We start from the raw sequence: 26,316 nt of genomic DNA, 5'->3' as shown, positions 1-26,316 counted from the left end.
TGGTCGCCATAAATATCAAGCGACCAAAGCTTCTGCCTTTTTCAAATCCACCGACACAAGCTGGCTCACACCCTGTTCTTGCATGGTCACACCAAACAGACGATCCATCCGCGCCATTGTGACGGCGTGGTGGGTGATGACCAAAAACCGCGTGTCGGTGCGTTGGGTCATCTCGTCCAACATATCGCAAAACCGCGTGACGTTCGCATCGTCCAAAGGCGCATCGACCTCGTCCAACACACAGATCGGGGCCGGGTTGGCCATGAACACCGCAAAGATCAGCGCGAGGGCCGTAAGCGTCTGTTCCCCACCTGACAGAAGCGACAAGGTCGACAATTTCTTACCCGGCGGCTGGCACATGATCTCCAGCCCGGCCTCCAGCGGATCGTCGCTTTCCACCATCATCAACTTGGCTTCCCCACCGCCAAACAGATGGGTGAACAACATCGAAAAATTCTCGTTCACCTGTTCAAACGCGGTCAAAAGACGTTCGCGGCCTTCGCGGTTCAGCGAGGCAATCCCCGCGCGCAGGGTCTTGATCGCCTCTTCTAAATCTTGCTTTTCACTCACCAAACTGTCGTGCTCTTCGCGCACCTCCAAAGCGTCCTCTTCGGCCCGCAGGTTCACCGCCCCAAGGCTTTCGCGCAGACGTTTGAGACGGTTCACATCGACCTCGATTGCCTCATGCGGCGGGATCGTGTCGGGATCGACGTCCAGCTCCTCAAGCAGCGCAACGGGTGTGCTGTCCAACTCCTCGCGGATGCGTTCGACCGCCGCATCAACCATCTCGCGCGCGGCATCCCGACGCGCCTCGGAGGCCGCGCGGATTTCTCGCGCTTCCGAGGCCACGCGTTCCGCATCGCGTTCGGTTGTCACCGCATCGCGCAGCGCGGTTTCGCCGGACGCCAGAGCATCAGAAGCCTGCTGCCGACGGCTCTCGGCCTCGGCAATTTGTTCCAAAAGCGCCTCGCGTTTCTCAGCGATGTCCTCGGGTTGCGCCGATGCCTCAAACAGTTCCTCCTCAGAGGTCTCCTTGCGCGCCTGAAGCTCCGCCACCCGTTTCCCCGCGGTTTCAAGACGGTGCCGCCAACCAGACAACTCCTTGGTCACCTCTTGCGAGCGCCGGGTGCGCGCCTCGCCTTCTCGGCGAATCTCGTCATGTGACGAGCGTTTCGTCATCATGGTGATCCGCGCCGCTTCAACCGCGAGTTTGACCTCTTCGATATCTGAGCGCGCCGCACTCAGGTCCGGCAATTCCGACACGGTCTTTTCCGCCTCGCGCAACCGGACCTCTGCGCCGCGCGCATCCTCTTCGTGGCGGGACACGGCCAGCCCGAGGTTCTCGACCTTGCCCTCGGCCAAGGTGCGGTCATTTTCGGCACGAGACAGCGCGCGTGCGGCTTCTGACAGGGCGCGATCAGCGGCCCGGCGGGCTTCACGGGCGGCGTGGTCGGCCTCGCTCAACCGTGTCAATTCCGCCTTCAAATGCTCATGCGCCTGCCGCGCACCTGCCGCCTTGGCTTCGGCCGCCACGAGGTCCTGTTTGAACCCTTCCAATCGGTTGAGCTGTTGCAGGCGCAGAGCCGCCGTTGAGGGTGCATCCTCGGCCCCGGCACGATAGCCGTCCCAACGCCACATATCGCCCTCGACCGACACCAACCGTTGCCCCGGCTCCAAATCGGCCTGAAGACGCGGACCATCTTCGGCGCGCACAAGCCCGATCTGCGACAAGCGCCGCGCCAAAACCGCAGGGGCGGTGACATAGTCACTCAGCGGCTCCACGCCGTAGGGCAGGTCTTGTTCGTCCGCATAGTCTGGCAAAGTGACCCAACCGGAGGCTTGATAGGCCTCAATCGCGGGTTGGCGCAAATCATCCGACAGGGCGGCACCCAGCGCCTTTTCATAGCCAGAAGTCACGCGAATCAGATCAAGCACCTGCGTCCCCGCAGTCTGATCACGATCGAGCATCCGCCCCAAAGCCAGAACTTCGGCCTTGAGGGCACCCACCTCGCCTTCCGCCTCGGACCGCGCCGCACGCGCCGAGGATTCACGGGTCTGCGCTTCGGTCCGCGCCTCATCCGCCTCAATCAACGCCGCCTCGGTGTATTCCGCCCGCTCGCTGGCCTCGGCTTGTGCCTCCTCAGCCGTAGCCAACGCATCCGCTGAACGAAACAGCGTCGATTTCGCGTCTTCAACAGCCGCTTTGGCCCGGTCCGCATCGCCACGCGCCCGTTCCAAGGTCTTGCGATTGTCCTCGACCAAACGGTTTGCGGATTGATGACGCGCGGCCAGCCGGGCGACATCTTCGGTCATTTCGGTCAGCGTGGTTTCACGATCCGCCAGGATTTGACTGGCCTCGGACGCCTCCGCACTCGATTGTGTCAGACGAGGACCATGCCCCTCGGAGGCCTTGATCAGTTCCTTTTGCTCCCATTCAAGCCGCGCAATGGTTTCAACCGCATCGCGGTTGAGTTGCTCTTCGCGGGCCATGTCGGCGACCAATTGATCAATCCGGCGGGCCAGAGTTTCGATCATATCGCGGGCGCGTTTTTCCTCATCGGCCAGTTGATCGCGCGACACGGTGAGCCGCTGCAATACGGCACTGGCGATAGCCTCTTCTTCGCGAAGCGGCGGCAGGGCCAACTCTCTGGATTCGCGCTGTTTTCCGGCATCACGCGCGAGGCGTTCGGCCTCAGACGCCTGTTTGAGACGGATGCGCAACACATCCTCGGCCTCAACGCGGGCGTGGTCGGCATCGCGCCACCGGCGATAGTACAAAAGCCCCTCGGCCTGACGCAACTCAATACCGATCTCACGATAGCGCGCCGCCTGTCGCGCCTGACGCGCCAGTGAGGCCAATTGCGCCGCAAGCTGTTCAATCACATCATCGACGCGGGCCAAATTGGTTTCCGCGCCTTTGAGCTTCAACTCGGCCTCATGGCGCCGCTGATAGAGGCCGGAAATCCCCGCCGCTTCCTCAAGGATGCGCCGTCGCGAGGTTGGTTTGGCGTTGATCAATTCGGAAATCTGACCCTGACGCACCAGCGCCGGAGAATGCGCGCCGGTGGAGGCATCGGCGAACAACATCGACACATCGCGCGCCCGCACGTCCTTGGTGTTGACCTTATAGGCGGACCCTGCGTCGCGGGTGATCCGGCGAATGATTTCAACCGTGTCGCTCTCATTAAATCCAGAGGGGGCGAGGCGATCCGAGTTGTCGATCATCAACATGACTTCGGCGAAATTGCGCGCCGGGCGAGAGGCCGCGCCGGCAAAAATCACGTCTTCCATCCCCGCCCCGCGCATCGCCTTGGGACGGGTTTCCCCCATGACCCAGCGCAGCGCCTCAAGCAGATTGGATTTGCCACAACCATTCGGCCCGACAACCCCCGTCAGCCCATCCGCGATCACAAGATCGGTGGGGTCAACAAAACTTTTAAAGCCGTTGAGACGCAGGCGGGTGAAACGCAAATGGGGCCTCGGAGTTGATTCCTTTGTGGATAAAACTGTTTGGGACTGCGACGGATGTGTCAACCGGGTGACACCGACATCTGGGCGAAACACCCAAGTTATCCACAAAATATTGCGGTTTGGTGCTCACCTTCTCTGCGCATAGCCATAGAAAGTCTATGCAGAAGGTTAAAGCACTTGACCCAACACAAGCCAATGCGCCAAATAGGGGCGTTATGGTTCCCCATCACGACGCCAAGCGTTTAGGGGAGAAATGGGAATGTGGTGCGCGAGACCCAAATCGGGGCGCAAAACCACAGCCGCCCCCGCGACTGTAAGCGGTGAGTGCCCGTCGACATGCCACTGGAACACCCTGTTCTGGGAAGGTGACGAAGGCGCTTTGACCCGCGAGCCAGGAAACCTGCCGTGACCTCATACCAACCCGCCGTCGGGGATGACGGCCTAGGAGGACTTGTCGATGCATATCGAACCCGGAATCGTCACTGGCGCAAAAATTGCGCTGTCTTATGCCACTGCCGCTGGTGCTGGCCTCTACACTCTCAAACAATCCATCACCGCATTGAGCGAAAAAGGCGTGGCCTCTTTTGCGGCCCGCGCAGCGCTCTCAACAGCGGCTGTATTTACCTTTTTCCAAGTGCTGCCGCATCACGCGGTTGGCGTGTCTGAGGTCCATTTGATCCTCGGCTCCACGCTGTTCTTGCTGTTCGGTGCGGCCCCTGCCGCGCTTGGTTTGGCCCTTGGCCTTTTGGCGCAGGGCCTGTTCTTTGCCCCCTTCGATCTGCCGCAATACGGCATGAATGTCACCACCCTGCTCGTACCGCTCTTTGGCATCAAAGCCGTCGCAGAGCGCATTATCGCACCGGGCACCGCCTATGCCGATATCAGCTACAAGCAAGCCCTCGCACTCTCAACCACCTATCAAGCCGGGATCGTGGCATGGGTTGGTTTCTGGGCATTTTACGGCCAAGGGGTCTCCGCCACCACACTGGCCTCCGTCGGCACATTCGGTGCGGCTTACATGACCGTCATCTTGATCGAACCGTTGGTGGATTTGGCCGTTTTGGCCGGGGCAAAAACGATCAAAGGTCTGGGTAACTCCGGCCTCGTGTCGCCGCGCACCTTGGCCGCCTGAGACCGCTCATTTCAATGATTTCGCGCCGGGGCTCGGGACATCCTGTGGCCCCGGCGTTTTCATAAAGGACATCTAAAATGGCTGCGAAAATTCCAGCAACGGTTGTGACCGGCTTTCTTGGCGCGGGCAAAACCACTCTCATTCGTCACATGTTGGCCAACGCGGGTGGCAAACGCATCGCTTTGATTATCAACGAATTTGGTGATCTGGGCGTCGACGGTGACATCCTCAAAGGCTGTGGCGACGAGACCTGCACCGAGGACGACATCATGGAGCTTTCGAATGGCTGCATCTGCTGCACGGTCGCGGAGGATTTCATCCCGACGATGCAAAAACTATTGGAACGGGACAATAAACCCGACCATATCGTGATTGAAACATCCGGCCTCGCCCTGCCGCAACCTTTGGTGCGCGCGTTCAATTGGCCGGAGATTTCGACCAAAGTCACCGTCGATGGTGTGATCACCGTGGTGGATGGCAAGGCGGTTGATGAGGGCCGGTTCGCCCATAATGTCGCCGCCGTTGATGCCCAGCGCAAACTCGACGAAAACCTAGATCACGAAACCCCGCTCTCTGAGCTGTTCGAAGATCAAATCGCCTGTGCCGATATGATCGTAGTGAACAAAGCCGACCTTTTGGGCGAAGATCACGCCGACGCTTTGGTTGCCAAACTCAAAGGCGAGGCACGCGGCGGTGTTCAGGTTGTGCGCGCAAGCATGGGCGTGTTGCCGATTGATGTTTTGCTGGGTCAGGGAATCGGATCAGAGGGCGATATGGACGCACGCGGCGAGGTGCATCATCATCACCACGATGATGAGGACGACGATCACCACCATCATGATCATGACGAGTTTGAAAGCTTTGTCGTCACGCGCGGCGAGATCAAAGACCCCAAGGCCTTTGCCCGTCAAATCGCCGAGGTGATCCGCGCCCATGACATCCTGCGCCTCAAGGGATTCGTGGCGGTCGAGGGCAAACCGATGCGCCTCACCGTTCAGGCCGTTGGCCCCCGCGTCGATCACTATTTCGACCAACCCTTTGGCACCGCGCCGCGGGATACGCGGCTGGTCGTCATTGGCGAAGCGGGCCTTGATCGCCTGTCAATCGAGACCGCGCTGAGTGCCTAAATGATAAGAGAAAAGCGGCTTACTTGTCGCTTTTCTTTGCCTCAGCCGCCGCTTTCATCCGGGCCAAAAGCTCCGCCTTGGGCGTCTTTGTCCCATAGGGGTTTTTCGATGTCCCCTTGGCGTTATGTTCATCATGCTTCGGTGCGTTCTTGCCACGTTTTGGGGCGCCCATTTTACCATAATCCATTGAGGGGTCTCCTGAGAGTTTCCCCGCTCATGACGCAAGACGCGCGGTAAGACAAGGAAAGAGAAAGCGATGCACCTGCTCGCGGCCACCCCCGGCTCCATTGATGATGGCAAAGACGCGGTCGATCTGGGGCAAACCCCCGCCGATCTGGTGGTGATTTCCGCCGCAGATACCGAGCTTGCCCTGCTCTCAGAGGCACGCAGTACAATGGCTGCGCCCCCCGCGATGCGCTTGGCTTCGATGTTACATCTGCGTCACCCGATGTCGGTCGACATGCATCTGGATGACTGCGCCACCAAATCCAAACTGGTGATTGCACGGGTGCTCGGCGGATCGGGTTATTGGAAATACGGCTTGGAGCAATATGCCGCGCGGCTCTATGAGGCGGGCGTGCCTTTCGTCGCCCTGCCCGGTGATGACAAACCGGATGCGGAATTGGCCGCCTTGTCGACGATCCCGACAGAGGATTACCACCAACTTTGGGCCTATCTGACCGAAGGTGGCGCGGAAAATGCGGTGGCGTTCTTGACCTACGCGCGTGCCTTGGTCGACGGTGGCGACAGGCCCGGCCCCGCCAGACCGCTGTTGCGGGCAGGACTCTATTGGCCTGGCAATGGGATAGCTGACCTAGATCAGATAAAATCGCAGTGGCAAGAGGGTGCGCCCGTGGTACCGCTGATCTTTTATCGTGCTCTGGTACAGGGAGCGGGGCTTGCGCCGATAAACCGCTTGGTGAAGTCGCTGTTGCGCCAGGGGTTGAACCCGATGCCGATCTTTGTCGCCTCACTGAAAGATCCAATTTCTGCCGCCACATTAGAAGCGCTGTTTTTAGATGCGCCACCGGATGTCATTCTCAATTGCACCGCGTTTGCCGTCGGCACTCCCGAGGGCGGCGGCCCGGACAATCCCCTCGCCGCCCCCTTTGCCAATCAGGCCCCGGTGTTCCAAGTCGTGCTTGCGGGCTCATCGCATGAGGCATGGGACGAGGGCACAACCGGTTTGTCGGCCCGCGACATTGCGATGAACGTCGCCCTGCCCGAAATTGATGGTCGCATTCTGTCGCGCGCCATCTCATTCAAAGGGGAGGCCTATTTTGACGCCGCCACCGAATGCACCATCGCCACCTATCATGCGGACGGATCGCGCATTGCTTTTGTTGCGGAACTGGCCGCCCGCTGGGCCCATCTGCGCCGCGCCGACAAGGCAGACCGCAAACTGGCGCTGATCCTCGCCAACTATCCAAATAAGGATGGGCGTTTGGCCAATGGTGTTGGCCTCGACACACCCGCCGCCACGGTGAACACCCTCAAAGCGCTCTCCAGTCAGGGCTACTCAGTCGAGGGCGTACCGGATGACAGCGATGCCTTGATGCAGGCGATTTTGTCAGGTCCAACCAATTGGCTGACAGATCGCTCCATACGTGAGGGCGGTGTGCGCTTGTCACTCGATGCGTATAAAAGCGCATATAATTCTATCCCTTACGAGGCCCGGCAAGAGATTGAAGCGCGTTGGGGTCCCCCCGAAGACGATCCGTTTGTGGGGCAAGATGGCTTTGCGCTTTCTGTGCTACGTTATGGCAACGCGGTCGTCGGAATCCAGCCCGCGCGCGGGTATAACATTGACCCGACCGAGACCTATCACGCCCCTGACCTTGTGCCGCCACACAATTATCTGGCCTTCTACTTTTGGCTCCGTTTTGAATTTGGCGCCGACGCGTTGGTCCATATGGGCAAACATGGCAATCTCGAATGGCTGCCCGGCAAGGCGCTTGCGCTCTCGGAGACCTGTTATCCCGAGGTCATCATGGGACCGATGCCGCATCTTTATCCGTTTATCGTCAACGATCCGGGCGAGGGCACACAGGCCAAACGCCGCGCCCAAGCGGTGATCTTGGATCACCTCACCCCGCCTTTGACCCGTGCCGAAACCTACGGCCCACTGCGTGATCTTGAGGCTCTGGTGGACGAGTATTTCGAAGCCGCGGGCGTCGATCCGCGCCGCATCGCCAGCCTACGAAAAGAAATTTTGAGCCTCTCCTCCGTAACCGGACTGGACCACGACGTCGGCATGACCGGACGCGATGAGGACGGCGATCTGGCGAAACTTGATGCCTACCTGTGTGAACTGAAAGAAGCGCAAATCCGCGATGGGTTGCACATCTTTGGCACCGCTCCCGAAGGCCGTTTGGCGCGGGATTTGGGTCTGGCTTTGGTGCGTGTGCCTCGGGGCAACGGCACGGGGGCTGATGCCTCCTTTGTGCGGGCTTTGGCTCTGGATTTGGGCCTTAACTTTGATCCGCTCGACTGTGACATGGCCGCACCATGGGAGGGGCCGAAACCCAATTGCCTGACTAAAGTCAGCAATTCAAATTGGCGCAGTCATGGCGACACCGTTGAGCGATTGGAGCTGTTGTGTGCAACCCTTTTAGATGAGCAAGCTGACGCCCCCGGCCCTGCCTCAGCTTTGGTGTTGGCGCATCTGCGCGATACCGTTTTGCCCACGGTGACGGCCTGTGGCCCCGCCGAGATGTCCGCGCTTTTAACCGGTCTTGACGGTCGGTTTATTCCCCCCGGCCCCTCAGGTGCCCCCACACGCGGGCGGTTGGATGTTCTGCCCACCGGGCGCAACTTTTTCTCTGTCGATGCCCGCGCCGTGCCAACACAGACCGCATGGCAACTCGGGTGGAAATCGGCCAATCTTTTGATTGAACGGCATTTGCAGGACCAAGGCGACTGGCCGCGCGCGATGTTGGTCACTGCTTGGGGCACCGCCAATATGCGCACGGGCGGAGACGACATTGCGCAGGCTTTGGCGCTGATGGGGGTCAAGCCGACATGGGATGCGATGTCGCGCCGCGTCACCGGGTTTGAAATCCTACCGGCTTCGGTTTTGGGCCGTCCGCGCGTGGATGTGACGCTCAGGGTTTCCGGCTTTTTCCGCGATGCCTTTCCGCAACTGATCGCGCTGGTCGATAGTGCTGCGCGCGCGGTTCAGGCCTTGGACGAATCTGATGCGGACAATCCCGCCGCAGCGCGGGCGCGCAGGGGCGCAAGCACGGCGCGGGTGTTTGGATCAAAACCCGGTGCTTACGGCGCAGGACTTCAGGCAATGATCGACGAGAGGATTTGGGACAACCGATCCGATCTGGCCGATGCCTATTTGGAATGGGGCGGCTATACCTATGGCGCGGGACAAGAGGGCGTGAAGGATCGCGCCGGATTTGCCGCACGCCTGTCCGAAGTCGAAGCCATCGTGCAAAACCAAGACAACCGCGAGCACGACCTGTTGGACAGTGACGATTACTACCAATTTGAGGGTGGTGCAGCGGCAGCGGTCGCGACATTACAGGGGCAAGATCGACCGATCTATCACAACGACCATTCCCGCCCCGAACGCCCGGTGATCCGCACATTGGACGAAGAAATCGGCCGGGTGATCCGCTCGCGCGTGGTCAATCCGAAATGGATCGACGGGGTCAAACGCCATGGCTACAAGGGCGCCTTTGAAATCGCCGCCACGGTCGATTACCTCTTTGCCTTTTCGGCCACGACCCATGCGGTCAAGGACCACCATTTCGATCACGTATACGGCGCCTTCATTGAGGATAACGTGACCCGCACATTTATTGCGGATCACAACGCGCCTGCGCTCAAAGAGATCGCAGAGCGGCTTTTGGAGGCCATAGAACGTGGGCTTTGGCAGCCTCGATCCAATTCAGCCCGCGCACTGTTGGAGGGACTCGCATGATCCCGGAACGGATTTTGGCACATGATCCCCGACTTCCGGAGGTTTTGCGGCTGATCCAAACGGAATTTGCCGATATGGATGGGCGGGTTGATCCCCCGTCCTCGATGCATCGCCTCACGTTGGGCTCGATTGCGCAAGAGGCCGAGATGCATGAAATCTGGGCCATGGGCTCGCCGCCCGTTGCTGTGTGATCCTGACGCCAAAGCCCGGGCGGCTGTATATCGGCAAGCTTGCGGTGGCAAAGTCTCAGCGTGGACAGGGGCTTGCCCGTGATCTCATGCATCATGCCGAAGTGCGGGCTTTGGACTTGGGGTTTGCGGTTTTGGAGCTTCAGACGCGGGTGGAATTGGTCGAAAACCACGCCACCTTCCGCGCCTTGGGCTTTGAGGAGTGTGGGCGTACGGCACATGTCGGATATGATCGACCCACCTCGATCACGTTCCAAAAACGCCTCAGCGCCACCGCCAAGGTTTGATGTTACAGGTCCCCGCGACCCACTCTTTGGCCGCAGTCCCTGTGCTACACTCCAACTGCCCCTTGGACATGGCCTGATCCCCCACAAACGTTCCCTTTTTGAGGGCACAGCCCGTCACCAGAACCGCAGCTTCTTCCATTTCCAACAGAATTTGCAGGCGTGAAGGCGGCGGGAACACCATGTTCACCCGATGTACCTCGACACAATTTCGGGTCTCTTCGGTGTAGACGCGGTAGGTATTTCCGCCCAGTTCGACGGAGGAAAACCCTGCGCGGGAGTAGCCCAAGGCTGGGCTGTCGGCGACACATGCGGGGAAGATCAAAAACGGCAGAAGGGTGAGGACGTGTTTCATCCGCCCAGATTGGCCGGACATGGTTAACAGAGCGTTAAACGTCCCTATCAAACGCAATCACACAGCATAGAGAGCTAAAACGACTGCGTGTCGCCTCGTTTGGGGTCCAAAAGGTTCGAGGGGCCAGATTCCAGCACTTCAACCTCATCCCCAAGCACAATGCTGCCCGGCTCTTCGACCACAAGATTTTGACCAAAGATAATTTTTCCGGTCACTGCCCGGTGAATACGGCGCAGCGTTGCCAACGGTTCGTTGCGATGGGTCTGCTCGCCGGTGCTTGGGTCCTGCGTGACCATGACACACCGCTCACAGGGCTTGACCACACGGAAAATCGTCGACCCGATGCGGATCACTTTCCATGTGTCTTCGGACCACGGTTCAATATCGCCACCGACAACAACATTTGGGCGAAAACGGCGCATTTCGACGGGGGTTTCAAGCTCCGCATTGAGTTCGGCCAGCGAGGCTTGCGTGGTCAAAAGCACGGGAAACCCGTCAGACAGTGCCGTGAAATGATCACCCGGCGCATAGGCGCGATCCACGACACGCTGTGCCGTGTCAGGAAAATAGACCAGCCTCACTTCGCGTTCGAGCGCGGAGGAGAGGAAATGCGAAGCGTAGTTGCCAGCATCCTCAACCCCATCAATCCCGGTCGAAAACACTTTGACCTTACAGGGCGCGCCGGACGGAATCGGAATATCAAAACGGTCACTTTCAAAGGAGATCGAAATTCCATGTGGCGTGGTCACCGCGCTCAAATGCGCCAACCGTGGCAACTCCCGGCGGGTCGCAACCACGCCATTGGCATAAACCACAGCCCAGCGCCGGTCGCCTTCAACCCCCAAACCACGCACCTCAGCCGCGGCCATATCTGTGCCGCTGACGCTTTTGACAGGGTAGGTTGTGATGCGTGCAAGTTTCATTGGCTCCTCGGTCGCCGGTTCAAGATTGGCCCACTCATAAGTGATTCGTCCACGAAAGAGCAGTTGGCTCAAAAGACAGGCGCGCGCATGCTATTTGGCTGCGCCATGCGCCCCCGACTCAACTGTAAATCGCTCCCCTTAACCCTACGCCAATTTGGCTGCGCACAAAACGCTCCGCGACCAAAACCTGCGCAATTCGTATTCTCCGCCCTCCTAAAGTACACGTTCTTAGGGAGCGGCCTTTTTCTTGCGTCCGGCGTCTTGCATCCGGCCATCCCCGCTTGCAGCCCTTAGCCCGCGCTGCGATGATGCCCTTTGACGCGAAAGCAAAACAAAGGGCGCGACATGATCCTACATTTCGGACTGTTTTTGGGCTTTCAGCTTGTCGGAGAAACAATCGCACGGATTTTTGCATTGCGCTTACCCGGCCCAGTGATTGGCATGATCCTTTTGGCGGTTCTGCTTTTGACGCGCCCCAAAATCGGCACAGCCATTGAGAAAACCGCGACCGGATTTTTATCGCATCTGTCCTTGCTTTATGTGCCTGCGGGCGTCGGCATCGTGCAATATCTTGATCAAGTGTCTGAAATCGGCCTGCCTTTGGCCGTGGCTCTTGTCGGCTCGACTGTTCTGGCCATTGCTGCGGGTGCTCTGACATTCAAATACGTCAACCGCCTGCTGGGTGTCGCCGATGAGACGCCGCTATGACCGACATTCTCGACATTTGGAGCTATCTGGCCGAGGGGCAATTGCTTTGGCTCACGCTGACGCTTATGGCCTATTTGGTGGGTGATGGCTGTTTTCGCCTTGCCGGGCGCAAACCCTTTGTGAACCCGGTGTTGATCGCGATGATCCTGTTAACCGTGCTGTTGAAGGTCACCGGCACCTCGTATGCGATCTATTTTGAAGGCGCGCAATTCGTCCATTTCATGCTCGGCCCGGCCACCGTCGCCCTTGCCGTGCCGCTGTGGTCCAATTGGCAAAAGGTCAAAAACGCTGCCGTGCCGATGATCGCAGCCCTTCTCGTGGGAGCCTTTGTCGCCATGGGGTCGGCTGTGGCAATCGGCGCCGCCTGTGGGCTACGCGGCGATGTGCTTTTGTCGCTGGTGCCCAAATCCGCCACCTCCCCGGTCGCCATTGGCGTGGCCGAGGCCATCGGCGGCTTGCCAACCCTCACCGTCGCCTTGGTGCTGATCACTGGGGTGATCGGCGCGGTGGTGACAACACCTTTGCTCAACACCATCGGCGTACGCGACTACCGCGCGCGCGGGTTTGCCACAGGGGTAGCCGCCCATGGCATCGGCACCGCGCGGGCCTTTCAGGTCCACGGCACCGCAGGGGCGTTTGCCGGGATCGGCATGGTCCTAAACGCCATTCTCACAGCGCTTCTTGCGCCGCTTTTTGTCCAACTCTTTATGTAAATGGAGGTCCCTATGGTTGACCAATCCGACAGTGAACGCCACGCCAGCAAAATGGCCAAGAAAAAGGCCGCGCGCGATAAAATCATGGCCACCAAGACCGATCAAAAGGGCCTGATCATCATCCATACGGGCAAGGGCAAAGGCAAATCCTCAGCCGCCTTCGGGATGATTTTCCGCTGTATCGCCCATGACATGAAATCCGCCGTGGTACAGTTCATCAAAGGGGGGATGGACTGCGGCGAACGCGATCTGATCACCGCCAAATTCGCCGATCTGTGCGAGTTTTATACGATGGGCGAGGGCTTTACCTGGGAAACCCAAAACAAAGAGCGCGACATCGAAATGGCGCAGGCCGCTTGGGAAAAGGCCAAAGAATTGATCCGCAATCCCGAGAATAAAATGGTGCTTTTGGATGAGATCAACATCGCGCTGCGCTATGATTATATCGACGTCAACGATGTGGTGGCATTTCTGAGCACCGAAAAACCGCCGCTCACCCATGTCGTTCTGACAGGACGAAATGCCAAAGACGAACTCATCGAAATAGCCGATCTGGTGACTGAAATGGAGCTGGTGAAACACCCGTTCCGCTCTGGCATCAAAGCCCAAATTGGCGTGGAATATTAAACTCGATGGCCCTCACGTTTCTCGGCATCTGATGCACGACCAGAGGGCCGTGGCGTCAAAGTGAGGCTTCGACCTTAAACTCATCTGGGATCGTATCGCGCCCCTCCAGCACAAGATCCATCAGCACTTTGGCCGCCATTGGCGCCATGCCAAAGCCGATTTTAAAGCCGCCATTGGCGATGAAATGGCCGGGGCGATCGGGCCAGGCCCCCAACATCGGCGCGCGCGATTTGGCACGGGGCCGCACCCCGGCCCACCGTCGGAGTTCACGCCCCTCGCGCAGGGCCGGGATCAACGCTCGCGCCCGCTCTAACAATGCATCTGCCTGTTCATCGGTCTGGTCAGAACTGTCAAAAATCCGCTCCGAGGTCGATCCAATCGCCGTCGTGCCGTCTGCGTGCGGGATCACATGCAGGCTTTCCCCATAAAGCTGCGGCGCATCGTTCAGAGCCAAATCCAGCAGGATCGCCTGTCCTTTGACCCCATTGCCAACCTCACGCCCAAAGGCCGCGTTCAAATCCTTCAGCCCCCACCAGCCGCTGGCATGGACTACAGCGCCCTCAACCGTACCCTCGCGCACAACCTCTCCGCCCAGCGCCGTGATCGCCGCCGCCAGCGCCGCGCAAGCGCGCCACGGGTTCAGCCGCGCGGAGAGGGTGTCGTGGATCAGATAGCCAGTGGGGCTGATCGGGGCCCAATATCCGGTCTCGCCTTGGCTGATGACCTGCCACAGGGCCTTGCCTTGCCACAGCGTTTTTGCCTGTTCCGCGCGCTCATGGGCGAGGCTCAATTGACGCGCATCCGCGATGGCCTGAACCCGCCCCATCGAACCATACCCCGACGAGACACCGCCAATGTCTTCGACCTCCGTCCAATGGGTCCGCGCCATGATCAGGCTTTGAAATTGAAACTCTTTTTTCGCATTCCAGCGCTCCGGCGTATGCGGGGCCAACGCGCCGACAACACCACCGGAGGAGCCAAACCCAACGCCGTTGGGATCAATCACCCGCACCTTTGCACCACGCTTCGCCGCTTCATAGGCGCAGGACAGGCCAAAGGCCCCGGCCCCGTAAATGGTGATCTCTGCTGTGCCCATGTGCGCAATTATCCATTGTACTCGCGCGCGCCGATCTTCATGGTCGCGCGTAATCAATCCTTTCATAAGCCATCCCATGACTGACCACCAGACAGCCCAAATCGAATGGCGCGACGGAACCATTCCCGTCTCGACCCGCTTTGACGATCCGTATTTCTCGCTCGCTTCCGGGCTTGAGGAAACGCGGCATGTGTTCCTGGCGGGCAATGACTTGCCAGCACGACTGTGCGATGGGTTTCATGTGGCGGAGTTGGGCTTTGGCACCGGATTGAATATGCTCGCCTTAGCGCTGATTTGGAACGGGCCGGGCGTGGTGCGGTTTACCTCCTTTGAGGCCTTTCCGATGGACAGCGCCGACATTGCCACGGCACTCAATGCCTTTCCCGAAGCCCGCGCCATCGCCGATCCGTTCCTGATGGCATGGGGCACAGGCGCGCGGCAGTTTCGGTTGGGCCAGATCGAGGTAGACGTCAAAATCGGCGATGCCCGCGACACGCTGCGCGCATGGGACGGATGGGCCGACGCGTGGTTTTTGGACGGGTTTTCACCCGCGAAAAACCCCGAACTTTGGGGCGAAGACATCATGACCGACGTCGGTCGTCACACCGCGCCAAACGGCACATTCGCGACCTATACGGCGGCCGGGCATGTGCGGCAAAAACTCACCGATGCCGGGTTCACCGTATCGCGTGTTCCCGGCCATGGCCGCAAACGTCATATGAGCATCGGGGTAAAATCATGAGCATCACCAAATCAGAGACCAACCCCCGCCTTGGCGTCTTGCTCATGGTGCTCACCATGTTCATTTTCGCCATGCAGGACGGTATTTCCCGTCACCTCGCTGGCGAATACAATGTCTATATGGTCCTGATGATCCGCTACTGGGTCTTCGCGGGCTTTGTGATCTTGTGGTCGATGCGTGCGCAGGGCGGCTTGCGCCGGGCCATGCGCAGCGCCCAGCCCAAATTGCAATTCTTTCGCGGCGCGATCTTGGCCGTTGAGGTCATCATCATGGTGATCGGCTTTGTCAAACTTGGCCTGGTGGAAAGCCATGCAATGTTTGCCTCTTACCCGCTGATCATCACCGCCCTGTCTGCTCCGATCCTGGGCGAAAAGGTCGGTTGGCGGCGTTGGCTTTTGGTGCTGATCGGCTTTGTCGGCGTGTTGATCATCCTCAATCCCGGCGGCGGCGTCATGTCCCCCGCTGCAATCTTCCCACTTGCCTCTGCGGTCTTGTTTGCGCTCTACGGCCTGCTCAACCGCTATGTCGCGCGCAAAGACCCCTCGTCGGTGACCTTCTTTTACACCGGGATCGCAGGGGCGGTGGTCACGACCTTGATCGGCATGTGGCATTGGGAGGCGATGACCTTGACCGATTGGGCGTGGATGGGATTGCTCTGCGCGACCTCGACCACGGGGCATTATTTGTTGATCCGCGCCTATGAGCTGTCCGAGGCCTCAGCGATCCAACCGCTGGCCTATTTCCAACTGGCGTTTGCGTCCATTTTGGGAGTGGTGGTGTTTGGCGACGCGGTGCGGATCAATGTCGCGGTGGGGGCCAGCCTTGTGGTCGCCGCCGGGATATTCACCTTTTTGCGCAGTCAAATGAAGAGCCGCAACCGCGCTTGAGTCGCTTTACCTTGACGCCAAATCTTTGGACAGGGTGATTGGCCCGGTCTCACCATGCAAACGCGCCCGGTAAACAGGCAGGCTTTCCGCCACCCGCATCACGTAATTCTGCGTCTCTCGAAAGGGGAGATGTTCGATCCAATCCACCGGATCGACCTTGCCCCCACGCGGATCACCAAACCGCGTGATCCAATCGCGCGCGCGCGACGGACCGGCGTTATATCCAACCGCGATGAGTGGAATGTTATGGCCGAATTCCTCTTCGAGCTGTGCCAGATAGGCCGAGCCAAGCCGCGCATTGAGGATCGGATCATCAAGCTGGGCTTCTTCAAAGCCCGTAATGCCCAATTTCTCCGCCATAGCCGCCCCGGTACGCGGCATCAATTGCATCAGCCCACGCGCGCCCACACCGGAGCGCGCTTTCGGATAAAATTCGCTTTCACGCCGGGCAATTGCCATGGCCAGCTCCGGCTCCACCGGTAAATCTGCCTGTGCCATGGCATGAAGCGGATAATAGGCCCGGTTCAACACAATGCCCTGATCGGCGGCAAATTTCGCCACCAACACCGCCAAGTAAGGATCAAGATCCAGCGCCATGTCGCCCAGCTGGCCCAATTCCTGCGGAGAAAGGCTTTCGCCCAAATGGCGCAGGAATCGCGCGGCCAAGGGCGCATCCCCGGCCTCATCCAACAACACGGCGGCTTTGAGCACCGAAGAGCCCATAAACGCCGCCTGTTTGTAATCGGCAAAACGCAGCTCCCCGGTCAGGGCCGGATCAAGGCTTCGGCCAATTTTCTCCGCCGACAACAGGCCGTAAAACGCGGTCTGAAACTGCGCACCAAAGGCATAGGCAGCGGCGGCATCATCTGCGGCCCCCATCGCCTCCAAGGCGCGGCCTTCCCAATAGCCCGCCCGCCCCAAAGAGATCGGCGTGCTCACAGACACCCGGAAGCGATTGAAATGATCGAGTGCCAGCGCCGGGTCATCCAGATAGCGCAGAGCGATATAGCCCGACAACCATTCGAGATCGGCGTAATGGTCCTCCTCTGCGCTCAGCCCATGGCGGGAGGCGGCGGCATAGGCGATTTGCGCCTTGCCATCGCGCATCATTTGCCGCGCCAAAGTGCGGCGACGGTTGCCCCAGTCTTCGGGATTGCCCAAACCATCGCGCCCGGTGGAGCGTTGCAGCAAAAGCGTCATCGCATCCTCATTGCGCCCACGCCGCACGCGCCATTCAAACCGCGCATGGGCCAGGACCGGATGGTCAGCCAGCGCCCCCGGCACCTCGGCCAGCGCCGCATCCACGCCCGCCTCATCGCGCATCAATTTGCGCGTGGCGGCGATCAATTTGTCCCATCCGGTCGGCAAACGCGGGATCATCCGCGCGGCATCGTCAAACCGCTCGGCCCATAACAACATCTCGGTGCGTGCAACATGGTGCGGTGCCAAAATTGAGGCATAGCGCGCCGCCAACCCCTCTTCGGATTTGGCATCCATCGGCAATGTGTTCCACACCAGAACCGTTTGCGCCTGTGCATCGGCATTCATGCCACGGGCCTCATAGGCCGAAATCATCCGCACCGCGCCCACGCCTGTTTGCGGCGGATAAGCATTAAGATAATCTAAAACCGCACTTGGCTCGGCATCTGCCGGGATCGTCGCCTCGCCTTTTTCGGCCAAAAGCGGCAGACCCGGCCAATCGGGGTTGCGCTTTAAAAAGCTCTGATACTCGGCGAAACTCCCCCGCCCTGCGCGCAACCGGTTCCATTCAATGATGTCGACCCCAACGCCCTGCGCCTCGCTCTTGGCCAGATTCCAATCGCCGGACCACTGCGCCTCATAGGCGCGCACCAACGCGTCCGATTGCGGTGACGCATCGGCGGGAAGGGCAAAAAATAAAGATATTCCAAAGGCGTAAACAGCCTTTGCCGGGAGGAAACGGTGCATGATATGGTCTAAGTCTTTTGAGGCTGCTCGGGCTTTTGCCTATAGCTTAACAACCGCACAATCCGCAGCAATACTGATTCTTGGCATTGGCTGCGAACACGGCTAGTTTCCGCCGGACAATTCACGGGCGACTCACGCCCAATTTATCCAAAGACGAAAAGGAGCGTTCGATGTTCAAAGGATCCATTCCTGCACTGGTGACGCCGTTTAAAGACGGCAAACTGGATGTCGAGACGCTCAAGACCCTCGTTGAGTGGCATATCGAACAGGGGTCAAACGGGCTTGTTCCGGTGGGCACCACGGGCGAATCCCCGACGCTGAGCCATGACGAACACAAACGCGTGATCGAGATCGTGGTGGAAACCGCTGCGGGCCGCATTCCGGTGATTGCGGGCGCGGGGTCGAACAACACAGTCGAGGGCATCGGTTTTATCGAACATGCCGCCAAAGTGGGGGCCGACGCCGCCCTCGTGGTCACGCCCTATTATAACAAGCCGACGCAAAGAGGCCTGATCGCGCATTTCACCGCCATGCACGATGCCGCCGATCTGCCCATCGTGATTTACAATATTCCGGGCCGCTCGGTGATCGACATGACGCCTGCGACCATGGGCGAATTGGCAAAATTGCCGCGTATCATCGGCGTCAAGGATGCCACCGGCGATCTGTCACGCGTGCCAAAAACCCGCCTGGCCTGTGGCACCGATTTTGTTCAGCTCTCCGGCGAAGATGCCACCGCGCTTGGCTTTAACGCCCATGGCGGCGTCGGCTGTATTTCCGTGACCGCCAACGTTGCGCCGAAACTTTGCGCCCAGATGCAGGCGGCCACTTTGGCCGGCGATTACGCCACGGCTTTGGAGATCACCGACACGTTGATGCCATTGCATATCGCGATCTTTGCCGAACCCGGCGTGGTCGGCGCAAAATATGCCCTGTCACTTTTGGGCCTGTGCTCAGACGAGGTGCGTTTGCCGCTGACCCCGCTTTATGAGGACACAAAAGACCTGATCAAAGAGGCGATGGAACACGCTGGTTTGCTCTAACCATCCTCACATTCTCACAACAAAAGGGGCCTTTCGAGGCCCCTTTTTGCATCAAATTCGATGGCGGCTTTCCAATTGGTTGCGCCGCACATGGCGCAGCACCTCCATCAACAGCGCCGTCATCATCCCGATGTTCAACAACCCGTTGGTCGCCGCCATTCCGGACAAAAGCCGCCATTCCTCCGGCAACAAAAGATCGCCAAAGCCCAGCGTGGTGAAGGCCACGAGCGAGAAATACAGCGCCTCTTCGAAATGGGCAAACAGGCCGATCATGCGAAAGGCAATCGCCCAAATCCACACGCCCGCCGTGATCATCCACAACACCGCGACCACCGCCGCCATCAGCACCAGCGCCAATTTCGGTCCATGCGGTTCGCGGGTCAGCCAATTATGCGCCCGTTGTAGTACCAGTTCGAGCAGCAAGAACCCCAAGGCGGCAACAAAAACCGACAGGACGATCAGGCCCGTGCCTACGAAAATCTGAAGAAACATCTGTGCTCCAAGCCGAATTCATACCGAATTTCGGCGAACTTGGCAGAATTGAGCCACGCAGGCCAGTGGACAGATCGCCTCTGAGTGCTTATCTGACGCTCTACCATGGCCAATAAAAAACAAACACCCGAAGAAAAGAACTACAAGGTCATCGCCGAAAATCGGCGGGCCCGCTATGACTATGCCATCGAGAATGACATAGAATGCGGCATTGTATTGACTGGTTCCGAGGTCAAATCCATGCGGACCGGCCAAACCAACATCGCCGAAAGCTACGCCTCGGTCGATGATGGCGAGCTTTGGCTGACCAATTCCTACATCGCGCCCTATCAACAGGCGATGTTCCCGCATGAAGAACGCCGCAAGCGCAAACTTTTGGTTTCGAAACGCGAATTGGCACGCCTTTGGCAGGCCACAGGGCGGCAGGGCATGACGCTTGTCCCTTTGGTGATGTATTTCAACCATAAGGGCCGTGTTAAAATCAAACTCGGCATCGCCAAGGGCAAAAAGAACCACGACAAACGCGCCACCGAAGCGGAGCGCGATTGGGGTCGGCAAAAACAGCGGTTGCTGCGTCACGGCGATTGATCCACCGACCTGCCTGCGCGCGCTGACGTAGCGTTCTGGCGGGAAAATCTCCGAAAATCTCCCCTGAAAGGCCCCGCCTCGGCCTGCCATATTATCGTCCACAACGAACAGATTTGCGCGGTGCCGGTCTGACAAAAGGACGTTTTGAATATGGAACAGCTCATTATGTCGCTCGTGGCAGGGGCCGTTGGCGGCAACGTCGGGGGCGCTGCTCTTAAAAACCTGAGCTTGGGCACTTTGGGCAATTCCTTGGCTGGGATCGTCGGCGGTGGCCTTGGCGGTCAACTCCTTGCCATGCTTGGCGCAGGTGGCATGGGGGACGTGGTTGCAGGGGCTTCCGGCCTTGATATCGGCGCGCTGGTGCAACAAGCCGCAGGCGGTGGTGTCGGTGGCGTCATCGTGATGGCCATCGTGGGGCTGATCAAAAACAAGATGGCCTAAAACGAGGTCGCGTTGGCACGAGTCATCCAGTGTTACGGGTTTTCTATCGGTACGAGTGTCTCTGGTTTCAAGTGTCGTGCAGTTATGAGTATCAGGTCAAACTGACCTTGGGGGCCTTGTGCCCCCTTTTTTTATGTCCACATGCGGACCAGCCGGGTACATCGCTTGCATGGTCCCAACTGGGCCTGTATGGCAGAAGACGTCACCCCAAAAAGGTCGCACCATGCCCGACAGTGATCCAAAAACCCTAGTTTCCACAGAGTGGCTTGCCGAGCATCTTAAGGCGCCCGAACTTCGTCTTATTGACGCAAGCTGGTACATGCCCGCCGATAATCGCGATTGCCGGTCCGAATATGAGGCCGAGCACATCCCCGGCGCCCGGTTTGTCGATGTCGATGAGGTCGCGGACCTGCGCTCTGATCTGCCGCATATGCTACCGCCCGTTGAAAAATTCATGTCCCGGATGCGCGAGCTTGGCATCGGTGATGGTCATCAGGTTGTGGTTTATGACACCGCAGGCGTGTTTTCCGCGCCGCGCGTGTGGTGGATGTTCAAATATTTCGGCCAAGACAATGTGGCCGTGCTTGATGGCGGGTTGCCGAAATGGAAGGCCGAGGGCCATCCCGTGACGGCCGAGCCGCCGACCATCCGCGACCGCCATATGATCACCGAGATTCGACCCGAACTGCTGCGCGACGTGACACAGGTCGCGGCCTCCTCGAAGCTGGGCGATTACACGATCATTGATGCGCGCTCTGCCGCACGGTTCAAAGGCGAGGCCCCTGAGCCCCGGCCCGGTCTGCGCTCCGGCCATATTCCGAATTCCCGCAACGTGCCCTTTCAGGAGCTTTTGACCCCGCAGGCACGTTGAAATCCACGGACGATCTTCGTGCGGTGTTCATGGGCGCGGGGGTCGATCTTGCTAAACCGGCGATCACCACCTGTGGGTCGGGGATAACCGCCGCCATTTTGGGCCTCGCGCTCACCCGTCTTGGGGCGACTTTCTCGCTTTATGACGGCTCTTGGGCAGAATGGGGCATGTACGGCGACCTGCGTGTCGCAACTGGAGAAGCGTAATGCTGAGCACTCTGAAACCGCAACCTGCGGATAAAATCCTCGAACTGATGGCGCTGTATCGCGACGATCCGCGCGACACTAAAATCGACCTTGGCGTTGGCATTTATAAAAACGCCGATGGCGAAACCCCGGTGATGCGGGCGATCAAAGCCGCCGAAAAGCAGCTTTGGGACGTCGAGACCACCAAAAAATACACCGCCCTGTCTGGCGATCCGGCCTTTGGTGCGGCGATGAAAACGCTGGTTTTGGCGGACAGCGTCGATCACGCCCGCGTCGGCGCGATTGCGACGCCGGGCGGCACCGGCGCGATCCGCCAAGCGTTTGAATTGGCGAAACTGGTGAACCCGGATGTGACCATCTGGACCTCGAACCCGACCTGGCCGAACCATGTGTCGATCATCAAATTCATGGGGCTGACCAACAAGTCCTACGCCTATTTCGACGAGGCCAATTGCACCGTCGATTTCGACGCGATGATGGAGAGCCTCAAAGAGGTGAAATCCGGCGACGTGGTGTTGTTGCATGGCTGCTGTCACAACCCAACCGGCGCCAATTTGACGCTCGAACAATTCGATCTGGTGGCCGACTTGATCCTTGAGAAAGGCGCGATGGCGCTGGTCGATATTGCTTACCAAGGCTTTGGCGACGGTCTTGAAGAAGACGCCGCAGCGACCCGTCTTTTGGCCGCAAAACTGCCGGAAATGCTGATCGCGTCGAGCTGTTCGAAAAACTTCGGGATTTACCGCGAGCGCACCGGCTGTCTCATGGCAATCTCCGAGAAGGCCGAACAGACCGCCGTGACCCAAGGCACGTTGAACTTTCTCAACCGTCAAAACTATTCCTTCCCGCCCGATCACGGCGCGCGGTTGGTGACGATGATCTTGGGTGATGCGGCGTTGAAAGCCGATTGGATGGCGGAACTTGAAGAGGTCCGTTTGGGCATGTTGGGGCTGCGCACGCAACTCGCCGATGAACTGCGCCGTCTGACCAATTCGGATCGGTTCGACTTCATCGCCAAACACCGCGGCATGTTCTCCCGCATCGGGGCGACACCCGAAGAGGTTTTGAAACTGCGCGAAGACTACGGCATCTACATGGTCGGGGATTCGCGTTTGAACATCGCCGGGTTGAACGCCGAAACGGTGCCGATTCTGGCGGCGGCTGTGGCGAAGATCTGCAAATAATCCGCGGGCCTGATCGCGATACGACATCCAAGAGCGCGCCTGCGGGGGCGCTCTTTTTTTCGTGGGTCGGCCCCGCAGAGCCGATTGCGAACTGTCACACTGGACACACTTTCAAAGATCATAATCACACCTATCTATATACCAGACTGTTCAATTCTCCCTTCCAAAGGACTCAGCATGAAAACCGAAACTGTAGACGGCGTGGCTTTTGAAACTTGGACCGTGGAGGAGGTGCAAAAGGCCTTTGACGCCAATGACATCGTCCTGATCGACGTGCGCACACCGCAAGAATATATGTTTGAGCATATCGAAGGCGCGCTGTTGTTTCCGATGTCGTTTTTCGCCGCCGACAAACTCCCGAGCCAAGACGGCAAACGGATCGTGTTCCATTGTGGCTCCGGCGTGCGCTCGGCGCGTGTCGCTACGGCCTGCGCCAAGGCGGGGATCACGCCGATCGCACATATGGAAGGTGGCTTTGGCGGCTGGAAGGCTGCGGGCAAGGCCTATATGGGCACCGACATGGCCTCTGGCGCACCAATGAGAGTTGCGGCGAAGTAACTGCACCTTTGAACGAGTGCATGGGGCATCCTGCGGGGTGCCCTTTTGTGTTTAACCGGCGAAAATGCGCGCCATTTCGCGGTCAAATTCGGCCCAGCTCATTGTCGCCTTATTGCCCGCATAGCCATGGTAATGAGATTTTCCCGTCGAGGTCGGCAGCCCGGCCCAGATTTTGGCCAGATTGTTCATAAATTCGCGTCGTGGGATTTGCCCCCGCCTCGCCTCATAAAGCCCCGCCTCCCTCAACAACATGTCGGACAAACGATCCTGAACGGCGGGGGTAAAGACCACCTCCGGCCCCAAATCCAATTCGGTGACAAGGCGGGCCAGTGTTTTGGGAATAAATTGATAGCGACCAATGGCATGGGGCTGGCCCGGCGTGGCGTCAATCCATGCGAAAATCTCACCCAGAGTCATCTGGGTTGGGCGTTTGCGCGGCAAAACCTTGGCCGCAAGTTGGATCGCATCATAGCCGTCGCGCCGCGATTCGGCGCGGCCAATGACGTTGCGGATCACCGCAAGATACCCAGATTCATCGTTGGGCACTGAGATCGTCGGCGTGGCAGGCAGGCGTGGCGGGGCGGGATCAAACAAGCTCCCGGACACACGCCCCACAAAGAGGCTTGGCCCGAAGGCGGGGTCTTGACCAAGAGAGACGGGCAGCAGCGACTGCGGGGTCACTCCGATCAAAGGCGCACGATCCGCAAACAGGGATTGAGGCTCTGCATGGCCACGCATCCCGAAGCTCGCGAGCATCACCACAGACATCACAAAACGGGGCACAAAACGCCAAACGCAATTCTTGCGAAACATATCATCCTCATCGGCTGGCCTCCTTTGAGAAGGCCTGACAAGGGATAGGGAAAACTGGTTTAGATTCGGTTTAGACGCATCAAAGCGAACGCCAAAACAAGAAAAAGCCCCGGCACTTTCGCGCCGGGGCCAATCTGTTTGATCTGCTAAAGGTGCTTAGCCTTTGTAGAACTCGGGGTAGGCTTCCATGCCAAGCTCAGCTTTGTCGAGGCCAGTGATCTCGGCTTCTTCGGAGACGCGGATGCCACCGAAAGCCTTGAGAACGAGCCAGAGCACCAGGGAGACCACGAAGGTGAAGGCGCCGATGGACACGATACCGACAAGCTGAGTGCCAAAGGAGGTGTCAGCGTTGGTCAACGGAACCGCGATGGTGCCCCAGATACCGCAGAGCAGGTGAACCGGGATGGCGCCAACAACGTCGTCGATTTTCAGCTTGTCGAGGAACGGCACAGCGAAGACCACGATGATACCGCCGATGCCACCGATGATCAGGGACATGAAAAGCGACGGAGCAAGCGGTTCAGCGGTGATGGACACAAGGCCAGCCAGCGCACCGTTGAGCACCATGGTGAGGTCGATTTTGCCGTAGATGATTTGCGTCAAGATCAGTGCCGCGATGGAACCCGCAGCAGCGGCCATGTTGGTGTTCACAAAGATACGGCCAACGTCGGTGATGTCGCCAACAGTACCAGCAGCAAGCTGCGAGCCACCGTTAAAGCCGAACCAACCGAGCCACAGGATGAACGTACCCAAGGTAGCGAGTGCCAGATTGGACCCCGGGAACGCAGTGACTTTGCCGTCTTTGTATTTGCCGATACGCGGGCCAAGGACCAACGCGCCAGCCAAAGCAGCCCAGCCACCAGCAGAGTGTACCAAGGTGGACCCAGCGAAGTCGGAGAAACCCATTTCGGAGAGGAACCCGCCGCCCCACTGCCAGGAAGCTTCGATCGGGTAGAAGAAACCGGTCAGAACGACAACAAAGATAAAGAACGGCCAGATTTTGATGCGCTCAGCCAAAGTACCGGACACGATGGACGCGGTGGTCGCACAGAACATCAACTGAAAGAAAAAGTCAGATGCGACAGAGGCATAGCCCAAATCGGCATCTGCCACAGCCAAGCCAACCGGCTCCATTGTGGCGCTGCCAACAGCACCGAGGAAACCCGGAATGATCCAGGCGTCGCCCGGATACATCAGCGAATAGCCGATGAGCCAGTACATGACGGCCGCGATGGAAAACAACACAACGTTTTTCAACAACTGCGTGGTCACGTTTTTGGAGCGCACGAGGCCCGCCTCCAACATCGCAAAACCCGCAGCCATCCACATGACGAGGAAACCGCCAATGAGGAACAGCAGCGTGGTCATGATGTACGGGCCGATTTCGTCAAAGCCAGGTACCGCCACTTCGGCATCCTGCGCAAAAGCCACAAGCGGAAGCAAAGTCGCCACCGCAGAGGCCGGAATGAGTTTGGTGAGTTTCATGTGTTTCAAGTCCCTTTCGTCTCGGGTAGCGCGACTTAGATCGCGTCGTCGTTGGTTTCGCCGGTACGGACGCGTGTTGCGCCTTCCACGTCGAGAACAAAAATCTTGCCATCGCCGATCTTGTCGGTTTTGGCAGTGGATGCGATGGTTTCGACAACCTGCTCGGCCATGGCATCACCCACGACGATCTCAAGTTTCACCTTCGGCACAAAATTCACGGCATATTCTGCGCCGCGATAGATTTCGGTGTGACCAGACTGCGAGCCGAAGCCTTTGATCTCGGTCACCATCATGCCCCGAACGCCAATACCCGTCAGCGCTTCACGGACTTCTTCAAGCTTAAACGGCTTGATTGCAGCAATAATGAGTTTCACGTTTTTCCCCTTCCGTTTGAGCGGGTGACCTCCTCTGCAGGGAGGGCCACGCATGAAGCAAAACGACGTTAGGAGGTCCTTCACAAGGAAAGGCATCGTTGGCACTGCGTGTTTTCAGGGCACTTCT

The 26,316-nt window shown here is 58.8% G+C and carries 25 protein-coding genes, 1 pseudogene and 1 riboswitch; of the genes and pseudogenes, 16 read left to right on the top strand and 10 right to left on the bottom strand.

Features of this window, described 5'->3' with window-relative positions; genetic code table 11:
• Window positions 1–15: 15 nt before the first annotated feature.
• Window positions 16–3,471, bottom strand: a complete 3,456-nt coding sequence (gene smc / locus C8029_RS08045; protein WP_009569953.1) for a chromosome segregation protein SMC — start codon at window positions 3,469–3,471, stop codon at window positions 16–18.
• Between the two features lie 199 nt (window positions 3,472–3,670).
• A riboswitch (cobalamin riboswitch) is annotated at window positions 3,671–3,893 on the top strand.
• Window positions 3,894–3,928: 35 nt separating this feature from the next.
• Here smc and C8029_RS08040 point away from each other — a divergent pair.
• Window positions 3,929–4,603, top strand: a complete 675-nt coding sequence (locus C8029_RS08040) for an energy-coupling factor ABC transporter permease (protein WP_009569954.1) — start codon at window positions 3,929–3,931, stop codon at window positions 4,601–4,603.
• Window positions 4,604–4,680: 77 nt separating this feature from the next.
• A complete protein-coding gene (cobW, locus tag C8029_RS08035; RefSeq protein WP_009569955.1) occupies window positions 4,681–5,730 on the top strand; it encodes a cobalamin biosynthesis protein CobW in 1,050 nt (349 codons plus the stop codon).
• A gap of 19 nt (window positions 5,731–5,749) precedes the next feature.
• Here cobW and C8029_RS21990 read toward each other — a convergent pair whose 3' ends face one another.
• The gene (locus C8029_RS21990; protein ID WP_009569956.1) at window positions 5,750–5,917 is read right to left on the bottom strand and encodes a hypothetical protein; all 168 of its coding nucleotides are present in this window, start codon (window positions 5,915–5,917) and stop codon (window positions 5,750–5,752) included.
• Between the two features lie 69 nt (window positions 5,918–5,986).
• Between C8029_RS21990 and cobN the strand changes: the two genes are divergently transcribed.
• From cobN to C8029_RS22935, 3 genes are read left to right on the top strand one after another with little or no spacing between them, the layout of a single operon-like run.
• On the top strand, window positions 5,987–9,664 hold the full coding sequence (gene cobN, locus C8029_RS08030; protein ID WP_009569957.1) for a cobaltochelatase subunit CobN: 3,678 nt from the start codon (window positions 5,987–5,989) through the stop codon (window positions 9,662–9,664).
• Window positions 9,661–9,855, top strand: a complete 195-nt coding sequence (locus tag C8029_RS22940) for a hypothetical protein (protein ID WP_353617594.1) — start codon at window positions 9,661–9,663, stop codon at window positions 9,853–9,855. The genes cobN and C8029_RS22940 overlap by 4 nt, the downstream gene beginning before the upstream one ends.
• 44 nt (window positions 9,856–9,899) lie before the next feature.
• Entirely contained in the window at window positions 9,900–10,139 is a 240-nt protein-coding gene (locus C8029_RS22935; protein ID WP_353617593.1) for a GNAT family N-acetyltransferase, read from the top strand.
• Here C8029_RS22935 and C8029_RS08020 read toward each other — a convergent pair.
• On the bottom strand, window positions 10,117–10,512 hold the full coding sequence (locus C8029_RS08020; RefSeq protein WP_009569959.1) for a hypothetical protein: 396 nt from the start codon (window positions 10,510–10,512) through the stop codon (window positions 10,117–10,119). The two genes, C8029_RS22935 and C8029_RS08020, sit on opposite strands and share 23 nt — an antisense overlap.
• 53 nt (window positions 10,513–10,565) lie before the next feature.
• Window positions 10,566–11,414 (bottom strand): MOSC domain-containing protein, encoded by an 849-nt coding sequence (locus tag C8029_RS08015; RefSeq protein WP_009569960.1) that lies wholly within the window; start codon window positions 11,412–11,414, stop codon window positions 10,566–10,568.
• Between the two features lie 345 nt (window positions 11,415–11,759).
• Between C8029_RS08015 and C8029_RS08010 the strand changes: the two genes are divergently transcribed.
• Genes C8029_RS08010 through cobO form a run of 3 tightly spaced genes read left to right on the top strand, consistent with a single transcriptional unit; the run spans window position 11,760 to window position 13,462 of the window.
• Window positions 11,760–12,122, top strand: coding sequence for a CidA/LrgA family protein (locus C8029_RS08010; RefSeq protein WP_009569961.1), 363 nt, complete (start codon window positions 11,760–11,762; stop codon window positions 12,120–12,122).
• Complete coding sequence (locus C8029_RS08005) at window positions 12,119–12,835, top strand: LrgB family protein (protein WP_009569962.1); 717 nt, start codon at window positions 12,119–12,121, stop codon at window positions 12,833–12,835. Before C8029_RS08010 ends, C8029_RS08005 begins: the two co-directional genes overlap by 4 nt.
• A gap of 12 nt (window positions 12,836–12,847) precedes the next feature.
• On the top strand, window positions 12,848–13,462 hold the full coding sequence (cobO, locus tag C8029_RS08000; RefSeq protein ID WP_009569963.1) for a cob(I)yrinic acid a,c-diamide adenosyltransferase: 615 nt from the start codon (window positions 12,848–12,850) through the stop codon (window positions 13,460–13,462).
• Between the two features lie 55 nt (window positions 13,463–13,517).
• Here cobO and C8029_RS07995 read toward each other — a convergent pair whose 3' ends face one another.
• On the bottom strand, window positions 13,518–14,558 hold the full coding sequence (locus C8029_RS07995) for an NAD(P)/FAD-dependent oxidoreductase (RefSeq protein WP_040401719.1): 1,041 nt from the start codon (window positions 14,556–14,558) through the stop codon (window positions 13,518–13,520).
• 76 nt (window positions 14,559–14,634) lie between these two features.
• Between C8029_RS07995 and mnmC2 the strand changes: the two genes are divergently transcribed.
• Window positions 14,635–15,300, top strand: a complete 666-nt coding sequence (mnmC2, locus tag C8029_RS07990) for a tRNA (5-methylaminomethyl-2-thiouridine)(34)-methyltransferase MnmC2 (protein WP_009569965.1) — start codon at window positions 14,635–14,637, stop codon at window positions 15,298–15,300.
• Entirely contained in the window at window positions 15,297–16,187 is an 891-nt protein-coding gene (locus C8029_RS07985; RefSeq protein WP_009569966.1) for a DMT family transporter, read from the top strand. The genes mnmC2 and C8029_RS07985 overlap by 4 nt, the downstream gene beginning before the upstream one ends.
• Before the next feature lie 6 nt (window positions 16,188–16,193).
• On the opposite strand, the gene C8029_RS07980 is transcribed toward C8029_RS07985, so the two are convergent.
• Window positions 16,194–18,134 carry a lytic transglycosylase domain-containing protein gene (locus C8029_RS07980; RefSeq protein WP_152002664.1) on the bottom strand — a complete coding sequence of 647 codons (1,941 nt, stop codon included), beginning with the start codon at window positions 18,132–18,134 and terminating at the stop codon, window positions 16,194–16,196.
• 170 nt (window positions 18,135–18,304) lie between these two features.
• Here C8029_RS07980 and dapA point away from each other — a divergent pair, with 170 nt between their 5' ends.
• On the top strand, window positions 18,305–19,177 hold the full coding sequence (dapA, locus tag C8029_RS07975; RefSeq protein WP_009569968.1) for a 4-hydroxy-tetrahydrodipicolinate synthase: 873 nt from the start codon (window positions 18,305–18,307) through the stop codon (window positions 19,175–19,177).
• Between the two features lie 51 nt (window positions 19,178–19,228).
• On the opposite strand, the gene C8029_RS07970 is transcribed toward dapA, so the two are convergent.
• Entirely contained in the window at window positions 19,229–19,669 is a 441-nt protein-coding gene (locus C8029_RS07970) for an ion channel (protein ID WP_009569969.1), read from the bottom strand.
• A gap of 105 nt (window positions 19,670–19,774) precedes the next feature.
• Between C8029_RS07970 and smpB the strand changes: the two genes are divergently transcribed.
• From smpB to C8029_RS07945, 5 genes and pseudogenes are all read left to right on the top strand, one after another.
• The gene (smpB, locus tag C8029_RS07965) at window positions 19,775–20,257 is read left to right on the top strand and encodes an SsrA-binding protein SmpB (RefSeq protein WP_009569970.1); all 483 of its coding nucleotides are present in this window, start codon (window positions 19,775–19,777) and stop codon (window positions 20,255–20,257) included.
• 150 nt (window positions 20,258–20,407) lie between these two features.
• A complete protein-coding gene (locus C8029_RS07960) occupies window positions 20,408–20,698 on the top strand; it encodes a hypothetical protein (RefSeq protein ID WP_009569971.1) in 291 nt (96 codons plus the stop codon).
• Between the two features lie 223 nt (window positions 20,699–20,921).
• Window positions 20,922–21,775, top strand: a pseudogene (sseA, locus tag C8029_RS07955) (3-mercaptopyruvate sulfurtransferase).
• Window positions 21,775–22,959, top strand: coding sequence for an amino acid aminotransferase (locus C8029_RS07950; RefSeq protein ID WP_009569973.1), 1,185 nt, complete (start codon window positions 21,775–21,777; stop codon window positions 22,957–22,959). Before sseA ends, C8029_RS07950 begins: the two are co-directional and overlap by 1 nt.
• A 177-nt stretch (window positions 22,960–23,136) precedes the next feature.
• Window positions 23,137–23,517 carry a rhodanese-like domain-containing protein gene (locus C8029_RS07945; protein ID WP_009569974.1) on the top strand — a complete coding sequence of 127 codons (381 nt, stop codon included), beginning with the start codon at window positions 23,137–23,139 and terminating at the stop codon, window positions 23,515–23,517.
• Between the two features lie 51 nt (window positions 23,518–23,568).
• Here the strand turns inward: C8029_RS07945 and C8029_RS07940 are convergent, their stop codons facing one another.
• The 3 genes from C8029_RS07940 to C8029_RS07930 all read right to left on the bottom strand — a co-directional run bounded on the left by C8029_RS07940 (window position 23,569) and on the right by C8029_RS07930 (window position 26,189).
• A complete protein-coding gene (locus C8029_RS07940; protein ID WP_152002663.1) occupies window positions 23,569–24,330 on the bottom strand; it encodes a lysozyme family protein in 762 nt (253 codons plus the stop codon).
• A gap of 156 nt (window positions 24,331–24,486) precedes the next feature.
• On the bottom strand, window positions 24,487–25,815 hold the full coding sequence (gene amt, locus C8029_RS07935) for an ammonium transporter AmtB (protein ID WP_009569976.1): 1,329 nt from the start codon (window positions 25,813–25,815) through the stop codon (window positions 24,487–24,489).
• Window positions 25,816–25,850: 35 nt separating this feature from the next.
• A complete protein-coding gene (locus tag C8029_RS07930) occupies window positions 25,851–26,189 on the bottom strand; it encodes a P-II family nitrogen regulator (protein WP_009569977.1) in 339 nt (112 codons plus the stop codon).
• Window positions 26,190–26,316 lie beyond the last annotated feature (127 nt).

Origin of the sequence: Roseobacter sp. TSBP12, assembly GCF_009129705.1 — a bacterium.
In the GTDB taxonomy this organism is placed as follows: domain Bacteria; phylum Pseudomonadota; class Alphaproteobacteria; order Rhodobacterales; family Rhodobacteraceae; genus Celeribacter; species Celeribacter baekdonensis_A.
Note: the sequence above shows the minus strand (reverse complement) of the source record. Positions and strands in the feature narration are given on the sequence as shown.

Excerpts from the sequence above, each read along its gene's own strand:
- C8029_RS08040 (WP_009569954.1), top strand. The coding sequence starts at position 3,929 with ATGCATATCGAACCCGGAATCGTCACTGGCGCAAAAATTGCGCTGTCT.
- cobW (WP_009569955.1), top strand. The coding sequence starts at position 4,681 with ATGGCTGCGAAAATTCCAGCAACGGTTGTGACCGGCTTTCTTGGCGCG.
- C8029_RS21990 (WP_009569956.1), bottom strand. The coding sequence starts at position 5,917 with ATGGATTATGGTAAAATGGGCGCCCCAAAACGTGGCAAGAACGCACCG.
- cobN (WP_009569957.1), top strand. The coding sequence starts at position 5,987 with ATGCACCTGCTCGCGGCCACCCCCGGCTCCATTGATGATGGCAAAGAC.
- C8029_RS22940 (WP_353617594.1), top strand. The coding sequence starts at position 9,661 with ATGATCCCGGAACGGATTTTGGCACATGATCCCCGACTTCCGGAGGTT.
- C8029_RS08020 (WP_009569959.1), bottom strand. The coding sequence starts at position 10,512 with ATGTCCGGCCAATCTGGGCGGATGAAACACGTCCTCACCCTTCTGCCG.
- C8029_RS08015 (WP_009569960.1), bottom strand. The coding sequence starts at position 11,414 with ATGAAACTTGCACGCATCACAACCTACCCTGTCAAAAGCGTCAGCGGC.
- C8029_RS08010 (WP_009569961.1), top strand. The coding sequence starts at position 11,760 with ATGATCCTACATTTCGGACTGTTTTTGGGCTTTCAGCTTGTCGGAGAA.
- C8029_RS08005 (WP_009569962.1), top strand. The coding sequence starts at position 12,119 with ATGACCGACATTCTCGACATTTGGAGCTATCTGGCCGAGGGGCAATTG.
- cobO (WP_009569963.1), top strand. The coding sequence starts at position 12,848 with ATGGTTGACCAATCCGACAGTGAACGCCACGCCAGCAAAATGGCCAAG.
- C8029_RS07995 (WP_040401719.1), bottom strand. The coding sequence starts at position 14,558 with ATGGGCACAGCAGAGATCACCATTTACGGGGCCGGGGCCTTTGGCCTG.
- mnmC2 (WP_009569965.1), top strand. The coding sequence starts at position 14,635 with ATGACTGACCACCAGACAGCCCAAATCGAATGGCGCGACGGAACCATT.
- C8029_RS07985 (WP_009569966.1), top strand. The coding sequence starts at position 15,297 with ATGAGCATCACCAAATCAGAGACCAACCCCCGCCTTGGCGTCTTGCTC.
- C8029_RS07980 (WP_152002664.1), bottom strand. The coding sequence starts at position 18,134 with ATGCACCGTTTCCTCCCGGCAAAGGCTGTTTACGCCTTTGGAATATCT.
- dapA (WP_009569968.1), top strand. The coding sequence starts at position 18,305 with ATGTTCAAAGGATCCATTCCTGCACTGGTGACGCCGTTTAAAGACGGC.
- C8029_RS07970 (WP_009569969.1), bottom strand. The coding sequence starts at position 19,669 with ATGTTTCTTCAGATTTTCGTAGGCACGGGCCTGATCGTCCTGTCGGTT.
- smpB (WP_009569970.1), top strand. The coding sequence starts at position 19,775 with ATGGCCAATAAAAAACAAACACCCGAAGAAAAGAACTACAAGGTCATC.
- C8029_RS07960 (WP_009569971.1), top strand. The coding sequence starts at position 20,408 with ATGGAACAGCTCATTATGTCGCTCGTGGCAGGGGCCGTTGGCGGCAAC.
- C8029_RS07950 (WP_009569973.1), top strand. The coding sequence starts at position 21,775 with ATGCTGAGCACTCTGAAACCGCAACCTGCGGATAAAATCCTCGAACTG.
- C8029_RS07945 (WP_009569974.1), top strand. The coding sequence starts at position 23,137 with ATGAAAACCGAAACTGTAGACGGCGTGGCTTTTGAAACTTGGACCGTG.
- C8029_RS07940 (WP_152002663.1), bottom strand. The coding sequence starts at position 24,330 with ATGTTTCGCAAGAATTGCGTTTGGCGTTTTGTGCCCCGTTTTGTGATG.
- amt (WP_009569976.1), bottom strand. The coding sequence starts at position 25,815 with ATGAAACTCACCAAACTCATTCCGGCCTCTGCGGTGGCGACTTTGCTT.